At 61.4% G+C, this 16,997-nt stretch carries 15 protein-coding genes; 12 read left to right on the forward strand and 3 right to left on the reverse strand.

What is annotated here, in order from left to right; genetic code table 11:
- Positions 1–173: 173 nt before the first annotated feature.
- The 3 genes from glpX to CLAC_RS08640 all read left to right on the forward strand — a co-directional run bounded on the left by glpX (position 174) and on the right by CLAC_RS08640 (position 4,256).
- Positions 174–1,199 carry a class II fructose-bisphosphatase gene (glpX, locus tag CLAC_RS08630; RefSeq protein ID WP_053412565.1) on the forward strand — a complete coding sequence of 342 codons (1,026 nt, stop codon included), beginning with the start codon at positions 174–176 and terminating at the stop codon, positions 1,197–1,199.
- A 131-nt stretch (positions 1,200–1,330) separates the two neighbouring features.
- Positions 1,331–2,731 carry a class II fumarate hydratase gene (locus tag CLAC_RS08635; protein ID WP_053412566.1) on the forward strand — a complete coding sequence of 467 codons (1,401 nt, stop codon included), beginning with the start codon at positions 1,331–1,333 and terminating at the stop codon, positions 2,729–2,731.
- 229 nt (positions 2,732–2,960) lie between these two features.
- Positions 2,961–4,256, forward strand: a complete 1,296-nt coding sequence (locus tag CLAC_RS08640; RefSeq protein ID WP_169750337.1) for a TIGR01777 family oxidoreductase — start codon at positions 2,961–2,963, stop codon at positions 4,254–4,256.
- Here the strand turns inward: CLAC_RS08640 and CLAC_RS12975 are convergent.
- Complete coding sequence (locus CLAC_RS12975) at positions 4,253–4,405, reverse strand: hypothetical protein (protein ID WP_342669452.1); 153 nt, start codon at positions 4,403–4,405, stop codon at positions 4,253–4,255. The two genes, CLAC_RS08640 and CLAC_RS12975, sit on opposite strands and share 4 nt — an antisense overlap.
- Between CLAC_RS12975 and CLAC_RS13090 the strand changes: the two genes are divergently transcribed.
- From CLAC_RS13090 to CLAC_RS08660, 4 genes are all read left to right on the forward strand, one after another.
- Complete coding sequence (locus CLAC_RS13090) at positions 4,331–5,740, forward strand: cryptochrome/photolyase family protein (RefSeq protein ID WP_342669469.1); 1,410 nt, start codon at positions 4,331–4,333, stop codon at positions 5,738–5,740. The two genes, CLAC_RS12975 and CLAC_RS13090, sit on opposite strands and share 75 nt — an antisense overlap.
- A gap of 100 nt (positions 5,741–5,840) precedes the next feature.
- A complete protein-coding gene (locus CLAC_RS08650; RefSeq protein WP_053412569.1) occupies positions 5,841–7,976 on the forward strand; it encodes an MMPL family transporter in 2,136 nt (711 codons plus the stop codon).
- A gap of 67 nt (positions 7,977–8,043) precedes the next feature.
- Positions 8,044–8,733, forward strand: coding sequence for a TetR/AcrR family transcriptional regulator (locus CLAC_RS08655; RefSeq protein ID WP_053412570.1), 690 nt, complete (start codon positions 8,044–8,046; stop codon positions 8,731–8,733).
- Entirely contained in the window at positions 8,730–10,328 is a 1,599-nt protein-coding gene (locus CLAC_RS08660; RefSeq protein WP_053412571.1) for an MDR family MFS transporter, read from the forward strand. The genes CLAC_RS08655 and CLAC_RS08660 overlap by 4 nt, the downstream gene beginning before the upstream one ends.
- A 12-nt stretch (positions 10,329–10,340) precedes the next feature.
- Here CLAC_RS08660 and CLAC_RS08665 read toward each other — a convergent pair whose 3' ends face one another.
- Together CLAC_RS08665 and CLAC_RS08670 are read right to left on the reverse strand one after the other, a co-directional pair.
- Entirely contained in the window at positions 10,341–10,973 is a 633-nt protein-coding gene (locus tag CLAC_RS08665; RefSeq protein ID WP_053412572.1) for a GNAT family N-acetyltransferase, read from the reverse strand.
- Positions 10,974–11,036: 63 nt separating this feature from the next.
- Positions 11,037–11,858 (reverse strand): LysR substrate-binding domain-containing protein, encoded by an 822-nt coding sequence (locus tag CLAC_RS08670; protein ID WP_053412573.1) that lies wholly within the window; start codon positions 11,856–11,858, stop codon positions 11,037–11,039.
- 40 nt (positions 11,859–11,898) lie between these two features.
- On the opposite strand from CLAC_RS08670, the gene CLAC_RS08675 reads away from it, so the two are divergent.
- From CLAC_RS08675 to metS, 5 genes are all read left to right on the forward strand, one after another.
- Entirely contained in the window at positions 11,899–12,306 is a 408-nt protein-coding gene (locus CLAC_RS08675; RefSeq protein ID WP_245621846.1) for a DUF5997 family protein, read from the forward strand.
- A 66-nt stretch (positions 12,307–12,372) separates the two neighbouring features.
- Positions 12,373–13,185 carry an alpha/beta fold hydrolase gene (locus tag CLAC_RS08680; RefSeq protein WP_053412575.1) on the forward strand — a complete coding sequence of 271 codons (813 nt, stop codon included), beginning with the start codon at positions 12,373–12,375 and terminating at the stop codon, positions 13,183–13,185.
- Positions 13,186–13,752: 567 nt separating this feature from the next.
- Positions 13,753–14,925 carry an acyl-CoA dehydrogenase family protein gene (locus CLAC_RS08685; RefSeq protein WP_053412576.1) on the forward strand — a complete coding sequence of 391 codons (1,173 nt, stop codon included), beginning with the start codon at positions 13,753–13,755 and terminating at the stop codon, positions 14,923–14,925.
- A gap of 258 nt (positions 14,926–15,183) precedes the next feature.
- Positions 15,184–16,821: a sodium-dependent transporter gene (locus CLAC_RS08690; RefSeq protein WP_053412577.1), complete on the forward strand. Its 1,638-nt coding sequence runs from the start codon at positions 15,184–15,186 to the stop codon at positions 16,819–16,821.
- A 3-nt stretch (positions 16,822–16,824) separates the two neighbouring features.
- A complete protein-coding gene (metS, locus tag CLAC_RS08695; RefSeq protein WP_053412578.1) occupies positions 16,825–16,992 on the forward strand; it encodes a methionine/alanine import NSS transporter subunit MetS in 168 nt (55 codons plus the stop codon).
- Positions 16,993–16,997 lie beyond the last annotated feature (5 nt).

Raw genomic sequence — 16,997 nt, forward strand, 5'->3', positions numbered from 1 at the left:
GCAGTGCGCGGGTATTTCTCCCCCACAAGTGAGTCGCTCCCACCCCCAAATCCTTAAAAAGTGGAACACTGGAAAACAGATGTGGGCACGGGCACCCCACCGCTGGTGGCCTCGTTGACTCAAACATCGCCATTTCGCTATCTCGAATCCCAAAGACGGAAGGCCAGAAGTTAATGAACGCCTCTAATCCTGAAGCACCAGATCGCAACCTAGCGATGGAGCTGGTCCGCGTTACTGAGTCCGCAGCGCTGGCGGCGGGCCAGTGGGTCGGTCGCGGCCAGAAGGAAAAGGGTGACGGCGCTGCCGTCGACGCCATGCGACAGCTGATTAACACGGTCACCATGAACGGCGTGGTCGTCATCGGCGAGGGCGAGAAGGACGAAGCTCCGATGCTGTTCAACGGCGAGAAGGTCGGCAACGGGCACGGCCCGGCAGTCGATATCGCCGTCGATCCGATTGATGGCACCACCCTAATGGCAGAGGGCCGCCCGAACTCCATCGCGGTTCTCGCTGCGGCTGACCGTGGCTCTATGTACGACCCCTCCGCTGTGTTCTACATGGACAAGATTGCCGTTGGCCCCGAGGCTGCCGGCAAGATCGACATTGAGGCTCCGGTCGAGCACAACATCAAGGCTGTTGCTAAGGCCAAGGGTCTGCGCCCTGAGGATGTCACCGTGGTCGTTCTCGATCGCCCGCGCCACGCGGACATGATTCGTGACATTCGCGAGGCTGGCGCAAAGGTCCGCCTCATCGGTGACGGCGACGTCGCAGGCGCTGTCGCTGCCGCTCAGGACACCAACTCGGTCGACATCATGATGGGTGTCGGCGGCACTCCGGAAGGCGTCATCACCGCATGCGCCATGAAGTGTATGGGTGGCGAGATTCAGGGCAAGCTGCACCCACGCGACGAGGCCGAGATTAAGAAGGCTCTCGATGCCGGCCACGACCTGTCCCGCATCCTGACTACCGACGATTTGGTTTCTTCCGACAACTGCTACTTCGTGGCAACCGGTGTCACCAACGGTGACATGCTGCGCGGCGTTGCCTACCGCGGCAATGGCGCCTGGACGCGCTCCCTGGTTATGCGCTCGAAGTCCGGCACGATTCGCCGTATCGAGGCTTTCCACTCTCTGGAGAAGCTGCGCAAGTACGCCACCATCGACTACGGCTCGGGCGAAATGCCGAACATCGACCTGTAAGGAATATCGAATTTCGGCACTTAGTACCCGGAATTACCCCTTAAGTGGTGCCCTAGTGGCACCACTTTTCTTTAAAACTGATTCATACTTGAAAGAGTATTGAGTAGTTCCCCTATCGAAAGAGGCAACGAATGACAGAGCAGCAGTTCCGCATCGAGCATGACACCATGGGCGAGGTTAAGGTCCCGGTTGACGCTCTTTGGCGCGCACAGACCCAGCGCGCAGTCGAGAACTTCCCCATCTCCGGCCGCCCGCTGGAGGCCGCTCAAATTCGCGCAATGGGCCTTCTGAAGGCCGCCTGCGCCATCGTAAATAAGGACCGCGGCCTGCTGCCGGCGCAGCAGGCGGACGCCATCGTCGCAGCTGCTAAGGAAATCGCCGACGGCGCCCACGACGCTGAGTTCCCAATCGACGTCTTCCAGACCGGCTCGGGTACCTCCTCGAACATGAACACCAACGAGGTCATCGCATCCATCGCGAAGGCCAACGGCGTTGAGGTCCACCCGAACGACCACGTCAACATGGGCCAGTCCTCCAACGACACCTTCCCGACCGCCACCCACGTCGCCGCTACTGAGGCAGCCGTTAAGGACTTGATTCCGGGTCTGAAGGTTCTGCAGGAGTCCCTGGCTAAGAAGGCTGCGGAGTGGAAGACCGTCGTCAAGTCCGGCCGCACCCACCTGATGGACGCTGTCCCGGTCACCCTGGGCCAGGAGTTCTCCGGCTACGCACGCCAGATTGAGGCGGGCATCGAGCGCATCGAGGCAACCTTGCCCCGCCTGGGCGAACTGCCGATTGGAGGTACTGCTGTCGGCACCGGCCTGAACACCCCGGCTGACTTCGGTGCGAAGGTCACCGCAGAGCTGGTTAAGCTGACCGGCGTCGAAGAGCTGAAGGAGGCCAAGAACCACTTCGAGGCTCAGGCTAACCGCGACGGTCTCGTCGAGTTCTCCGGCGCTATGCGCGCTGTTGCTGTTTCCCTGAACAAGATCGCCAACGACATCCGTTGGATGGGCTCTGGCCCGCTGACCGGCCTCGGCGAAATTCACCTTCCGGACCTGCAGCCGGGCTCCTCCATCATGCCGGGCAAGGTCAACCCGGTTCTGTGTGAGACCGCTACTCAGGTTGCAGCTCAGGTCTTGGGTAACGACGCAGCTGTCGCTTTCGCCGGCGCTAACGGCGCCTTCGAGCTAAACGTCTTCATCCCGGTCATGGCCCGCAACGTCCTGGAGTCCTCGAAGCTGCTGGCAAACACCGCCCGCGTCTTCGCTGAGAAGCTGGTCGACGGCATCGAGCCGAACGAGGAGCGCATGCGCACCCTCGCCGAGTCCTCGCCGTCCATCGTGACCCCGCTGAACTCCGCCATCGGTTACGAGGCTGCAGCTAAGGTCGCTAAGACCGCTCTGAAGGAGGGCAAGACCATCCGCCAGACCGTCATCGACATGGGCTTTGTCGACGGCGAGAAGCTGACCGAGGAAGAGCTGGACCGCCGCCTGAACGTCCTCGACATGGCAAACACTGACCGCGACTAGTTCGTTTCGGTCTGAAGGTGTAAAGAACACCTTCGTTTGAAGGCCCCGAAGCCACACTTCGTTGAAAGGCTCCGGGGTCTTTTATTTTTACTGCTCATAAGCCAAGTCTTTTGGAGAGTGATTCCCCATTCCCACCTTCCGCCACACGATCGGCTTCCCCCGTCCCCGCGTCGCCGAGTGGTTCTCCCGCCCGGGTGCCGTCACCCGCCTGACCCCGGGCCTAGTTCCGATGTCGGCCGAATCCGAGGCTTCCTCCCTCGCCGACGGCACTACGGTCTTCTCCATACCCGCACGCCTGAAGTGGATCGCGCGCCACAACCCGACCGGCTTCCGCCCAGGCGAGCGCTTCGTCGACGAGGTCGCAAGCGAGCCCTTCCGCCAGCTCACCGGTTGGAGGCACACTCACGTTCTCGAAGAGACTCCGCTTGCTGACGGCAACACGGCCACGGTCTTAGACGACACGGTGGAAACCAAGGTTCCGGTGCCCGGGCTGGGCTCAATATTCGCCTACCGGGCGACGAAGATAGCCGGTGACCTTGCGGCCGTCGATAGGCTTGTGCAGTATGTGGGACACGCGCCGGAGCCTGTCAGGGTGGCGGTGAGTGGAGCGACGGGGACTGTCGGCACGCAGCTGCGGGCGCTTTTGACCACGGCGGGCCACGAGGTGATTTCGCTGGTGCGCTCCCGCGAGCAGGTGGGGCCCGGCGCGCGCTATTGGGACACGGAGGCTCCGGCGGCGGACCTTTTAGAGGGCCTCGACGCGGTCGTCCACCTGGCCGGAGCTCCAATTGCAGGGCGATTTACGGATGCGCACCTGGAGAAGGTCAGGCATTCCCGCGTCGAGCCGACGCGGGCTTTGGCGGAGCTGATTGCCGCGACGGACAGTGTGAAAGTTGCGGTGGGAGCTTCTGCGGTGGGGTTCTACGGCGCTGATCGCGGCCAGGAGGTGCTCACGGAGCAGGCTGCGCCGGGGCCGGAGTCGCAGCGATTCGACGGTACCCCGGCGACGGATAATCTCGCCGCGATTGTGCGCGACTGGGAGGACGCGTGGGAGCCTGCACGAGCCGCGGGCAAACGCGTGGTCAATGTGCGCACTGGCCTTGTTCTTGCTGGTGGCGGGGGCCTACTGCCGCTGCTGGCCGGCGTGGTTTTCACTGGGCTTGGGGGCAAGCTGGGTTCCGGAGAGCAGTGGTTCCCCTGGATTGCACTGGATGACCTGCTGGATATCTATCACCGCGCACTGGTCGACCCGGCGTTGGATGGCCCTGTCAACGCGGTGGCGCCGCTGACATCCGGGGTGAACAACGCGGAGTTTACGAAGGTTCTCGGCAAGGTACTGCACCGCCCGACGGCCATTCCTGTACCTGCATTCGGTCCCGTGGTGTTCCTGGGCAAGCGCGGCGCGGAGGAGCTGGCGCTGGCCAATCAGCGGGTCGACGCCGCAGCCCTACAGCAGGCTGGTCACCGGTTCCGCTTCACCTCACTTGCCGACGCCCTCCGCCACGAGCTGCTGAAGGAGTCTTAGTCATTCCTGTTTCGACGCAATCCCCGACTGTTGTTTGTCTGGACGGCGCGCTGCGCCTCGCCGACAACGCGGCCCTGCGCGCGGCGCTCGTCAGTGCTGGTGCCGGTGCTAGCGCCGGTGCTGACGCCGGCTCCATCGTCCTGGTTCACACGGCAGACCCCAGCCTGTATTCGCCCGCGAGGTTGGTGGCGCTCGCCGCGGCGGTCGATGATTTGCGCCAGCGTACGCAGGGGCGAGTGGTGTCGCTGCTCGGCGAGCCCTCGATAGTCCTGCCGCCGCTGGTAAAGGATCTGGAGGCAGTGCGCGTGGTGGTGCAGCGGGCCTTTGAACCGACTGTTGCCCAGCGCCAAGAGGCTCTCTCGGAGGCGCTGCAGCCCCTCGGCGCTCAGCTGGAGCTCCACGGCGGCGCCTACGCAGTAGATCCGGGAACGATTGTCTCCGGGGCAAAGACCCCGTACAAGGTGTTCACGCCTTTTTCGAAGGCGTGGAAGGTGGCGGCTGCTTCGAACGTCGCCGCTTCAGCTACTGCTGAGGGGGCTGCCGAGCAGATCGCGCAGTCGCTGTCCTCAGCGCTCCTCGACTCCGAATCGCTCTACTGCGACAATCCCCTAGCCCCACTGGCGGAGAAAGCCGCGGAGGATCTGCCTCCGGCTACGCTTTCTGCCGCGCGTGGCATCAACGAGACGGAGGCCTGGCGCCGCTGGTCCGAGTTCGTCGCCGACGGCCTAACAGGCTACGAAACCGACCGCGACCGCCCAGACTTCGACGGCACCTCTCGCATGTCCGCGCAGCTGGCCTTCGGCACAATTCACCCGTCTGCCCTACTGGCGGACATTTCGTCGCGGGTCGAGACCCGCACGCTCACCGCCGAGAATGCCGATAAGTTCATCTCTGAGCTGGCTTGGCGTGAGTTCTACGCCGATCAGCTCTTCCACCGCCCGGAAGTAGCCACCGATAACGCGGACAGGCGTTTCGACCACTACCGCTGGCACGAGTCCGAAAGCGACCTTTCCGACTGGCGCAACGGGGTCACCGGCTTTCCCATCGTGGACGCCGGGATGCGACAGCTGGCGCAGACCGGGTGGATGCACAATCGGGTTCGAATGATTGTGGCGAGCTTCCTAGTCAAGGATCTGCACCTGCGCTGGCAGGACGGGGCCAAGGTCTTTCGCCAGCGCCTTCTGGACTACTCCCCTGCGTCCAATCAGCTCTCCTGGCAGTGGTGCGCGGGAAGCGGCTTCGATGCCTCACCGTTCTTCCGCGTTTTCAATCCCGCGCGCCAGGGCCGCAAATTCGACCCACACGGCGATTACGTGCGCCACTGGGTTCCTGAGCTTGCCGAGGTGCCCGGTGCGAAAGTCCACGACATCCCGGATAATCCTGGAATGCGGCCACCGTCCTACCCCGCCCCGATGGTCCACCACGACAGCGAGCGCAAGGAGGCTTTGCGCCGGTTTGAGCAGGTCAAGGGGTTCGAGCGTTAACTCATCCCCCACCTAGACAGAGTGCAAACTTGAACACTGTGTCACCCCGGTGGCGACACTTGCTTTCCGGTCATGCCCCACCTGCTGAAACAATAGATTTATGCCAGAAAATAGCCTCGCAACTCGACATGTCACTTCCAGGGGATGGGCCTGGACGATTATCGCCATCGCTCTAGCGGCTTTCGCCGCTTTCACGGCCGTGGCTAGCGGAGTGACTAACGAGTCCTCCGCGCCCGCGACGCTTCCCCCATCGTCGGAGTCGTACAAGGTCCGCGAGGCAGCCAAGGAGTTTCCCGGAGGCGATGATCTCAGCGCCATCGTCGTCTTCTCACGTGAGGATGGTTCCGCCCTCACACCGGAAGACCGCAAGGCCGCTGCCGATGCGCTTGAGGCCATGGTGGCGACGCCGTTGCCGACGTCGGCACGCGAGCAACTGGGCGAGGGCGCGCAGGACAGTATCAGGCAGGTCTCCCCTGTGATTCCGCTTGCCGACGAAATCTCCCAGGCCGTGGTTTCCATTGACGGGGATATTAATGGATCGGGGCTTGGGGACACGGTCAAGGTGCTGCGCAACGCAGGGCAGGACAAACTTCCAGACGGCCTTAAGATGCAGGTCACGGGCCCGGCGGGCTTCTCTGCGGACACCGCGGCGGCGTTCGACGGGGCGAATTTCGCACTGCTCGGCATCTCGGCGCTAGTCGTGGCGGTTTTGCTGATTTTCACCTATCGCTCCCCTATCCTGTGGCTGGTGCCGCTCGCGGTTGTAGCGTTGGCGGATCGGTTGGCGGCGTCGGCGCTGGAGGTCATTGCAGCGAATACGCCACTGGTGTTCGACGCGTCGACCGCCGGCATCATGAGCGTTTTGGTGTTTGGTGCAGGCACGAACTACGCGCTGCTGCTGATTAGCCGCTACCGCGAAGAGCTGCACCGGTACGCCGATTCCAGGAAGGCGCTCGCGGTGGCGCTGCGGGCCTCCGTCGCGGCGATTGTATCGTCGAACTTGACAGTGGTGCTCTCGCTGCTAGCCCTGATAGCCGCAGTTGTTCCTGCGTATGCAAGCCTGGGAATCTCGCTGGCTATCGGTTTGCTGATTGCGTTGGTGTTCGCACTGCTGGTTCTTCCAGCGGCACTGTCTGTGTGCGGTCTGGGATTGTTCTGGCCCAAGGTTCCGACCGTCGGGGACAACGCCGATAAGGACGGTGCAGGCAGCGAAGGTGGCGAAGAAGACGAAGGCGGATGGTATCGCATCGCCCGGGCTGTGGCCGCGCGACCGGTCGCCTTCCTTACGACGATGGTGATCATCCTCGTGGCGCTCGCCTCGGGTCTTTTCGGCGCCAAGGTCGGCCTGTCCACCACCGAGCAGTTCCGTACCGAGTCGGAGGCGGCCGACGGCGTTGCGACGATTGCTCAGTACGTCTCGCCGGGTGCCGCGTCGCCGCTGAACGTGATAGCACCTGCTGAGGACCAAGGCACGGTACTGAAGGCCATCGCCGGCCTCAACGGCGTCGAGGTCCAGGGTCCGCCCCAGAAGTCCGAAGATGGAAAGCTCGCCAGACTTACCGTTATCGCCGACGCGGCACCGGCCACCCCGGAGTCGTACGATCAGGTCCGTTCATTGAGGCAGGCCGTGCAGGATGCGGCCCCCGGCTCGATGGTCGGCGGGCTGACCGCGGAGACGCTCGACACCCGCGAGGCTACCGCCCGTGATACGGCTGTGGTCATGCCCATGATCATCGGCATCGTGCTGATTCTGCTGGTGCTGATCCTGCGGGCGTTGGTCGCCCCGGTTCTGCTTCTGCTCGCCACGACAATGTCCGCACTGGCAGCGCTTGGCGCGGGTGCGCTGGTGTCGCAGTACGTCTTCGGTTTCCCAGCCCTGGACGTGTCGGTGCCGCTGTACTCGCTGATCTTCCTGGTGGCCCTCGGCATCGACTACACCGTGTTCCTGGTCCTGCGCGCTAAGGAAGAGGCCGCAGGCGCCGGAACCCGAGTGGGTATGACGCGGGCTGTAGGGCTTACCGGCGGCGTAATTACCTCCGCCGGCATTGTCCTAGCGGCGGTCTTCGCCGTCCTTGGTGTTCTGCCGTTAATTACGCTCGGCCAGATCGGCATCGTCGTGGGCCTCGGCATCGTGATTGATACCTTCCTCGTCCGCACGCTCGTCGTCCCCGCACTGTTCGCCATCGTGGGCGAGAAGATGTGGTGGCCTTCCAGCTCTCCTAAGGATCGGTCCTAGGCGAGCAACTAGCCCAGTTGACTCATCAACTTGCTAACTTATTGCACACAGTGTAAAACTACACCTTGTGCAAATTGATGAACATTCCTATCCTCCATCGGGAGCAACTCAGCAGCCCGATGTCGGCCTACGCGAGCTCAAGCGGCTGAGAACTCACCGCGACCTCGCCGACGCCGCCACATCGCTCGTCCTCGAGCGCGGCTACGACGCCGTCAGCGTCGAAGACATCTGCGAAGTCGCAAAAATTAGCCGACGAACCTTCTTCAATTACTTCGAATCCAAAGACCAGTCCGTCTTCGGAAATGGAATCATCAGGTTCAATAACGAAGACGAGGAGCTCTTCCTCTCCGGCGACCATGACAATCCCGTCGCCGCGATGCTCGACCAAATCGAGGCTAAGAATCGGGAGAAGTTCCTCCGGCAGATGGCCCTGGAAGGAACTGCGGAGTTTCACCGAGAAATCCGCCGGCGAATCCAGGAGATTCTGCGCAAAGAGCCGAAGCTATCCGCCGTGGTGATTTCGAACTTCAGCAAGTCCATGCGTCTCGTCCGCTCCGCATTCGAAGGTTACTTCACCGCGCACCCGCAGTCGCGCCAATCCCCGGAGCTCCCCCTCGAACAAGAGGTCACGCTTTCCGTCGGCTTCATCCGCGAGTGCGTTCTGTACTCCTCCATGCACCTGGACATCTTTAAAACCGACACCCCGCTTCACGACGCCGCCCGCGTCGTCACCACGTTCATGAGGAGGATGCCATGACCACAGCCACCAAGTCCGCAGCGGCCGAAAGCAAGGCCATCGCCGACGAAAATAGCTCCCGTCTCGGTATCATTTTCCTGGCGCTCATTCTGACGATGTTGATGAGCTCGCTCGGACAAATGATCTTCTCCACTGCGCTGCCGACGATTGTCGGCGAGCTCGGCGGGGTCGACCACATGTCCTGGGTCATTTCAGCCTTCCTACTGGCGCAGACTATCGCTATGCCGATTGTCGGCAAGCTCGGAGATATGCTCGGCCGTAAGAACCTTTTCCTAATGGGAATTGTGCTGTTCATGCTGGGCTCAATTCTTGGCGCGATTGCACAGTCGATGACCCTGCTCATTGTCGCCCGCGCTTTTCAAGGATTTGCTGGTGGAACGCTTATGGTGTCGTCCCAGGCCATCCTCGCCGAAGTCGTGCCCGCACGTCAGCGAGGAAAATTCATGGGCATTATCGGAGCCGTGTTCGGCTTTAGCTCGGTTCTCGGCCCCGTCCTCGGTGGCTGGTTCACCGATGGCCCTGGCTGGCGATGGGGCCTGTGGATTAACGTTCCGCTCGGCCTCATAGCGCTCACTACCGCAGCGGTATTCCTGAAACTTCCACGTCGCCACGGCGCCGGTCGCTTCGACTACCTCGGCGCTACTCTTCTCACAATTGCGGCCTCGACGCTGATTCTCACCACCACATGGGGCGGCACCCAGTACGAGTGGACTTCCACGACGATTCTCACTCTTATCGCAGTTTCCGCCGTGGCATGGGTGCTGTTCGTCTTTGCCGAGCGACGTACATCCAACCCCCTGATTCCGATGAACCTGTTCAAGACCCGCAATTTCATGTTGACGACGTCGGCAGGCCTCATCCTGGGTATTGCGATGTTCGGCACGATGGCCTACATCCCCACCTATTTACAGATGGTGCACTCAATGTCGCCGACAGCTGCGGGCCTGATGATGACCCCCATGATGGTTGGCATGCTCCTGACCTCAATTTCGGTCGGCCAGATTATCTCGCGCACGGGCAAATACCGTCTCTACCCTGTAGTCGGCTTGCTCATTATGGCAGTTGCTCTATACCTGCTGTCGACCCTGCAGTCCTCCACCCCACTGTGGCAGACAGGCGTGTACCTCTTTGTCATGGGCTTCGGGCTGGGAACCGGTATGCAGGTTCTGGTCCTGGTTGTCCAGAACTCCTTCCCCGTGGCGATGGTGGGCACTGCGACCGCAGCGAATAATTTCTTCCGCCAGATTGGCGGCGCGGTGGGATCATCGATTGTGGGATCGATTTTCATCCACCGCATGCAGGACCTCGCCGGGCAGCGCATCCCGGCCGCCCTCGAACAGATAAAGGCAGCCTCCCCGCAAGCCGCAGCCGAATTCGCGAGAAGCGCCGGCCCTGACGGGTTTTCGATGAAGTCTCTGGGTTCGCTGACTCCGAGTGTCCTGGAATCCCTTCCGGCACCAATCCACGAAGCACTGATTAGCAGCTACAACGATGGACTGACTCCGATTTTTTTGATGCTGGCGCCAGTCCTAGTACTGGCTGCGGCAGTCGTCTTCTTCGTCCGCGAAGATCCGCTGAAGGATACGGTGGAGTAGAAACTGCCCTTTTTATGCACCTACCTGGCCGTCGGCGCGGTCGAGCTTGTCCAGGATCGGACGGTTCGGCTCGCCGGCGGCCTCAGCTTCTTCCTGGGCGCGCTTCAGCGCGCGCTCCTCTGGCTTTTCCAGCAGCTTCTCCAGGATGATGACGTCACGCCATTGCCCCGCCATTGGCCCATAAGTCATCTTGGCCATGTGGTGGTAGATGCCAACCTCGCGGAAGCCCAACTTCCGATGCAGCTTCAGCGATCCAACGTTTTCCGGGAATACCCACGAGTGAATAGACCAACGCCCCTGCTCGGTCGCGTCATCAATCAGTTTGCCCAGAAGCGTGCCGGCCAGCCCCATGCCCTGGCCGTCCGGGTGGACGTAAATCGAGTCCTCTATAACGCCGTCGAAAATTGCTCGCTTAGAAACCGGCGCAGCCGAGGCCCAGGCCAGGATTTTGTCCGGGTTCTCATCATCGACCGCAACATAGCAGAGGTCGACATGCTTCAGAGCGATGAAGTCCTCCCACTCAGGAGCCGAATGCTCCCAGGACGCATGCCCCGTATCCAGGCCAATCTCGTAAATCTCCTGAATCTGTGGGTAGTCTTCTTCGCGCATCATCCGGATAGTGAAACCGCGCTTCTTTTCAGCCATACCTACAGTCTTACGAAAATTTTTCCGCGCGTCGAATGAATCCCCAAATTAGCTGTAAAAAAGTTACTTCCTTCGGCCCGACTTGCGCCCAGCCCTACTCGGCCTGCCCGCCTTACCAGGCTTGCGCGCCCCGCCTTGCCCACCATTTCGCTTGCCGACGGCCCCCGCCCTACGCGCCTGCTTCGCCAACGTCTTTTCGCGGGCACTCAACTTCTTCGGCTTCGAATCTTCAGCAGCTTTGCCCATCTGTGTCCGGGTAGATCCCTCTCGCCGCCCCTGGACGATACCGACGAACTCCTGCCGCAGCTCATCGTCGGCCTCCTTCGGCCACACCAACCACACGGACGTCTTCGACATCGGTTGTGCACCTTCGGCATGTTCCTGAGAATCCACGTCCACAAGGTTCGCGCTTAGGATCGCCTTTTTAGACAGAGCCTTCAATATTGTGCGCGGCCCCACTACCACTCCGGCACCCGTCGCGGCGACGGGCAGCATTTGCCGCAGCTGGCCCGGATCCGTGGAGGTGAGCAGGACCGTTTCGTCGGCAAGCAGGCCTACAGCAATCGACTCGGAGAGCGAGAATACGTGCTCCTTTTCGAAGGCGACGCCCCAGGCCTCGTCGTAGAGGCGAATGCGGTGGAACGACTCCGGCAGCACGGTGGAGGTACCCGTGGCCGATTCCAGCCGCAGAATTGCCATGTCCGCGGCACCTTCCTCGAGGGCGCCCATCGGATTATCCAGCGACTCGGTGGTAAGGCGTGCGGGGATGCGCTGCATAAAACGGCGGAACCACTTCTCCGGGCTGGTGCCCGTGGCGAAAGCGATTCGCAACCGGACCGAACCGGAGGCTTCGGAAGCATCAGTGGTGGATTCAGGAGTCGGCATACTCCGCAAGACTACTCGCTTGGGTGCTAGCGTGGATTCCATGAAACCCCTAACCGCAGCCAAGAAGCTTGGCATTTTCCTCCCGGCAACCCCCGAGGAATTCCGCAACGGTGAGATTTCGCACGCGCAGTTCAATGAACTGCAGTCCAACCCGCCAGAATGGCTCACGAAGCTGCGCCGCAACGGTCCTCACCCGCGTCCGGAGGTCGCCCGCAAGCTGGGCATCACCATCACCGCTTTAAAGAAGAACGATATGGACAAGCCCTTGACCACCGAGGACATCAAGAATCTGCTGGAGCAGATGCCGGAGTGGCTCGCGGCGGCCCGCGAGTCCCTGGCCCAGCAGCGCACCGAGGCCGCAGAGGCCGAGGCGAAGAAGGACGAGGGCCCGGGCAAGGCCGCCGCCGATGCGGCGAAGGCCGCGCAGGAACCCGTTCAGGAGCCCTAAGCCCCAAAGGTCTCTGCAGCTACTCGCCCCGGGGCGGATTACATCAGTACACCAGGAGGATTCACCATGGTCGATGACACCCGAAGCACCAATTCCGTAGCAATCGAGTACACAGCGCACGCGATTAACCATAGGGAAGGCGGGACGGTCGTACTGCTCGGATCGCTGGGTACTACTCAGGACATGTGGGAGCCGCAGGTCGCGGCCCTCGGCGAGAAGTACCAGGTCATCACCCCGGATACCCGCGGGCACGGAGACTCTCCGATTCCGGAGGGCGAATGGACCATGAGCGACCTGGCCGCCGATGTCATCGCCGTTTTAGACGAGGAGGGCGTGGGTACGGCGCACTTCGTCGGACTCTCCCTCGGCGGTGCAATCGCCCAGACGATTGCACTGGAGTATCCGGGGCGCGTGGCTAGCCTGACACTGTCGTCCACCGCGCCAAAGTTCGGCACGCCGGGGGCTTGGAAAGACAAGGCCGAGCTAGTCGGACGTGAGGGCACCCAGGCACTCGCCGACGGCGTAGTCCACAACTGGTTCACCGACGGCTGCTTCGAGACCAACCCGGATCTGCCCGCCCGGTTCACCCAGATGGTGATTGATTGCCCAGATGCCGGCTACGCCGGCTGCTGCGGAGCGCTGGCCGCATTCGACTCCCGCGAGCGTCTGGCCGAGATCACCGCTCCCACTCTGGTCATCGCAGGCAAGCAGGATACCTCCACGCCCCTGGATGTCGTCACCTCGCTTCACGACGGAATCCCCGGTTCCTCAATGGTCGTCGTGTCCCCCGCGAAGCATCTGCTCAGCGCGGAAACTCCCGGCTATTACACGGCCGCGCTCCTGACGCACATTGATGCTGTGGAGGCGACGGCCGGCTAGCCGCTCTTTAACGTCGGAAGCGAAGCGCAATCCACATAAAGCAAAGCGGCGCGCTGATTTGCCCATCCCCGGTACTGGGAGAGTAAGTCAGCGCGCCGTCTTTTCGAGTGCAATTGGAGGTTGCTATGACTGCAGTGAGAAACCGGGAGAATCAAGGGAACCGGCTTTTCACCTGACGCTCATAGTAGCGCCCACCTGCGACGTTGGGAATAAGAAAACGTCTATGTTTCTTAAATCACCCCCGCCAATACGCGCTTGCCATCGCCAAAACAGGCTGCATATTTCGAATAGACCCATTGCACAATCGCAAACATGCGAGACCATCGCCACTGGCCACAACCCATTTAAAGATAGGATTGCCTAACCTTTCCGTCCGACACGAAGGCAGACCGACCACACCCAACAAAGATAGGACCACGGGGGTACCGACAGTCAGAAAAGCTCACCAGGGAACGACAGCCAAATAAAAGAAAAGTTGTAAATAAATTAGTGTTCCGCATCACATTGGTGCATAATGAGTCCCAACGTCATAAATTCCAAACTCTCATCAGACATAAGGAGCACGCCATGAAGGACTTTCTGCCCCGCACTCACTTCGAAGAAGAGCACAACATGTTCCGCGACATGGTTCGCGGCTTCGTAGACAAGGAAATCACGCCGAACGTAGAGCGCTGGCACGAGGCCGGAATGCCGGACCGCGAGGTATTCAAGAAGGCCGGCGAGCTCGGCCTGATTGGCATGTCCACCCCGGAGGCCTACGGCGGCGGCGGAGAGATGGACTTCCGCTACAACCAGGTCCTCAACGAGGAGCTCGCCAACGCTGACTGCGGCTCCATCGTCGTCTCCTTCGGAACCCTAAACGACCTGGTCGCACCGTACCTGGCCAAGTTCGGCAACGAAGAGCAGAAGCAGAAGTACCTGGCCGGCATGAACGCCGGCGACCTGATCGGCTGCCTCGCCATGACCGAGCCGGGCGCGGGCTCCGACCTCGCCGGCATGCGCACCTTCGCCAAGAAGGACGGCGATGACTGGATTCTAAACGGCACCAAGATCTTCATCTCCAACGGTATGCTCTCCGATTTCGCCCTGGTTGCCGCCATCACCGACCCATCCAAGGGCCGCGCTGGCGTCTCCATGTTCATCGTCGACACCGGCCTGGAGGGCTACACCAAGTCCGGCCCGCTGAAGAAGGTCGGCCTGAAGGCTCAGGACACCGCCGAGCTGAACTTCGACAACGTCCGCGTTCCGGGCGCAAACCTGCTGGGCGAAGAGGGCGCAGCGTTCGGCTACCTGCGCACCAACCTGGCCCACGAGCGCCTGACCCTGGCCGTCGGCTCGGTCGCAACCTCCCGTCGCGCATGGACCTTGGCTTACAAGTACGCCCAGGAGCGCGAGACCTTCGGTCGCCCGATCATCCAGCACCAGGTCCACGGTCACTACCTCGCCGACATCGCCACCCGCATCACCGCCCTGCAGGCGTTTGTTGACCAGGCCGTTATGGCCCACAACGACGGCAAGCTGGATGAGACCGGCGCTTCCATGGCCAAGTACTGGACCACCGAGGAGCAGCAGGACATCGTCACCCGATGCCTGCAGATGTTCGGCGGCTACGGCTTCATGCTCGAGTACCCGATCTCCACCCATTACCTCGACTCCAAGGTGCAGACCATCTACGGCGGCACCAATGAGATCATGAAGGAAATCATCTTCCGCCGCATCGCCAAGGGCGGCGCGGAGTAAACACCGCACGCCCAATCGGCAAATAGGCCCCACTGCATGCCACAGTGGGGCCTATTTTTTATGCATTTTCGCGGCGCGGGCAAGGATTCGTCGTAAAGCGAAGGGAACTAGCGGGGCGAGCGAAAAGTAACTACTCCCCTTCAAGAATTACCCCCGAGAAGTCTAACTAGGAAATGAGATACCCATCTCATATACTAAGATTCATTCACTTAAAGTGATTCAATTCACCTAGTCAATTTTTAAGGATTGGACCAGCAGATGAGCACCAAATCCACCACCTCTAAGCCTCAGGGAAGGGAGGTGTTCTCCTCCCGCGCCGCGTTCCTCTTCGCAGCAATCGGCTCGGCAGTCGGGCTCGGAAACATCTGGCGCTTCCCCTACGTCGCGTACGATTCCGGCGGCGGCGCCTTCCTTATCCCTTACATGGTCGCGCTGCTGACCGCGGGTATCCCCCTTCTATTCCTCGACTTCGCCATTGGCCACCGCTTCCGTGGCTCGGCACCTAAGGCGCTGCGCCGCATCAAGCCGTGGGCAGAGCCGGTCGGCTGGATTCAGGTCGGAATCGCCTTCTTTATTACCGTTTACTATGCCGTCATCATTGCATGGTCCTTCATCTACGCATGGAAGTCCATTGGTAAGGGCTGGGGCGACAGCCCCGATAAGCACTTCATGGAGGACTTCCTGCAGGCGGACACCGCCAGCGTGCTCTCCTTGGACTTCGTCCCCTCTATCGCGATTGTGCTGCTAATTGTGTGGGTGCTGGTCATCGGCATCCTGGCCGCCGGCGTGGACAAGGGTATCGGCAAGGTGTCGGTAATTTTCATCCCGCTGCTGGCCGTACTGTTCCTCGTCGTTGTGGTCTACTCAGTAACCCTCCCGGGCGCAGCCAAGGGCCTGGACGCGTTTTTCACCCCAAACTGGTCCGCTCTGAGCGACTCCGGCGTGTGGATCGCCGCCTACGGCCAAATCTTCTTCTCCCTGTCCGTCGCATTCGGCATCATGCTGACCTACGCCTCCTACCTGAAGCCGCGCACCAACCTGACCGGCTCCGGCCTGGTCACCGCGTTCGCAAACTCCTCATTCGAGGTCCTCGCCGGCATTGGCGTCTTCGCGACGCTGGGCTTTATGGCAACACAGGCCGGCAAGGGAGTCGACGAGGTCGCAACCTCCGGTATCGGCCTTGCCTTCATCGCCTTCCCGACGGTCATTTCCGAGATGCCGGGCTTCATCGGCTCAATCTTCGGCCTGCTGTTCTTCCTGTCCCTGGCGATCGCGGGCGTGACCTCGCTGATGTCCCTGCTCGAGGTCGTCGTCTCCGCGGTGAAGGACAAGCTAAACCTCGGCCGCGTCCAGGCCACTCTGACCGTCGGCGGTTCCATGGCAGTCATCTCGATGGTTCTCTTCCCTACCACCAGCGGCCTGGCGACCCTCGATATCGTCGATAAGTTCACCAACAACATCGGTATTGTCCTCGTCGCGCTACTGACCATCGTTGCTGTCGAGTGGATTCTGCGCCGCACCGACGAGTTCGCGCTGCACCTCAACGCGGTGTCCTCGTTCAAGGTCGGCACGGTCTGGCGTATCTGTGTCTCCAACGTCACCCCGGTTATCCTGGCGTTCATCCTCTTCCAGGAACTGGTTGGTCTACTGAAGGAGAACTACGAAGGCTACTCCGACGCGCAAATCAACATCTTCGGATGGGGCGTGATGGGCGTGATCATCATTGGTTCCCTACTGCTGTCGATCGCCCCGTGGCGCGGCCAGCACCGCCTGTCCGGTCCGCCCGGCTCCGACTTCGGTGTCACGCCGAACTACCAGCAGACCACCCATATCCCCCGCAAGCACGACCCGGCCGCCCCTGCAGCCGAGGCCCTGGCCGAGACCAAGGAGGCCTAAGCCATGTCAGGTATCGCAATCGTCATGATGGTGTTGTTCATGCTGGTCATCTGGGGCGGCCTAGCGGCGGCCCTGGTCAACCTGGCAAAGAACCCGGACGAGGTCTCCGGTGAGCTGGGTGACCACCCGGAGCTCACCAACGAGGTCCTGGTCGCCCAGGAAGAGCAGTAAGTACC

It is taken from the genome of Corynebacterium lactis RW2-5 (assembly GCF_001274895.1).
Classification (GTDB): domain Bacteria; phylum Actinomycetota; class Actinomycetes; order Mycobacteriales; family Mycobacteriaceae; genus Corynebacterium; species Corynebacterium lactis.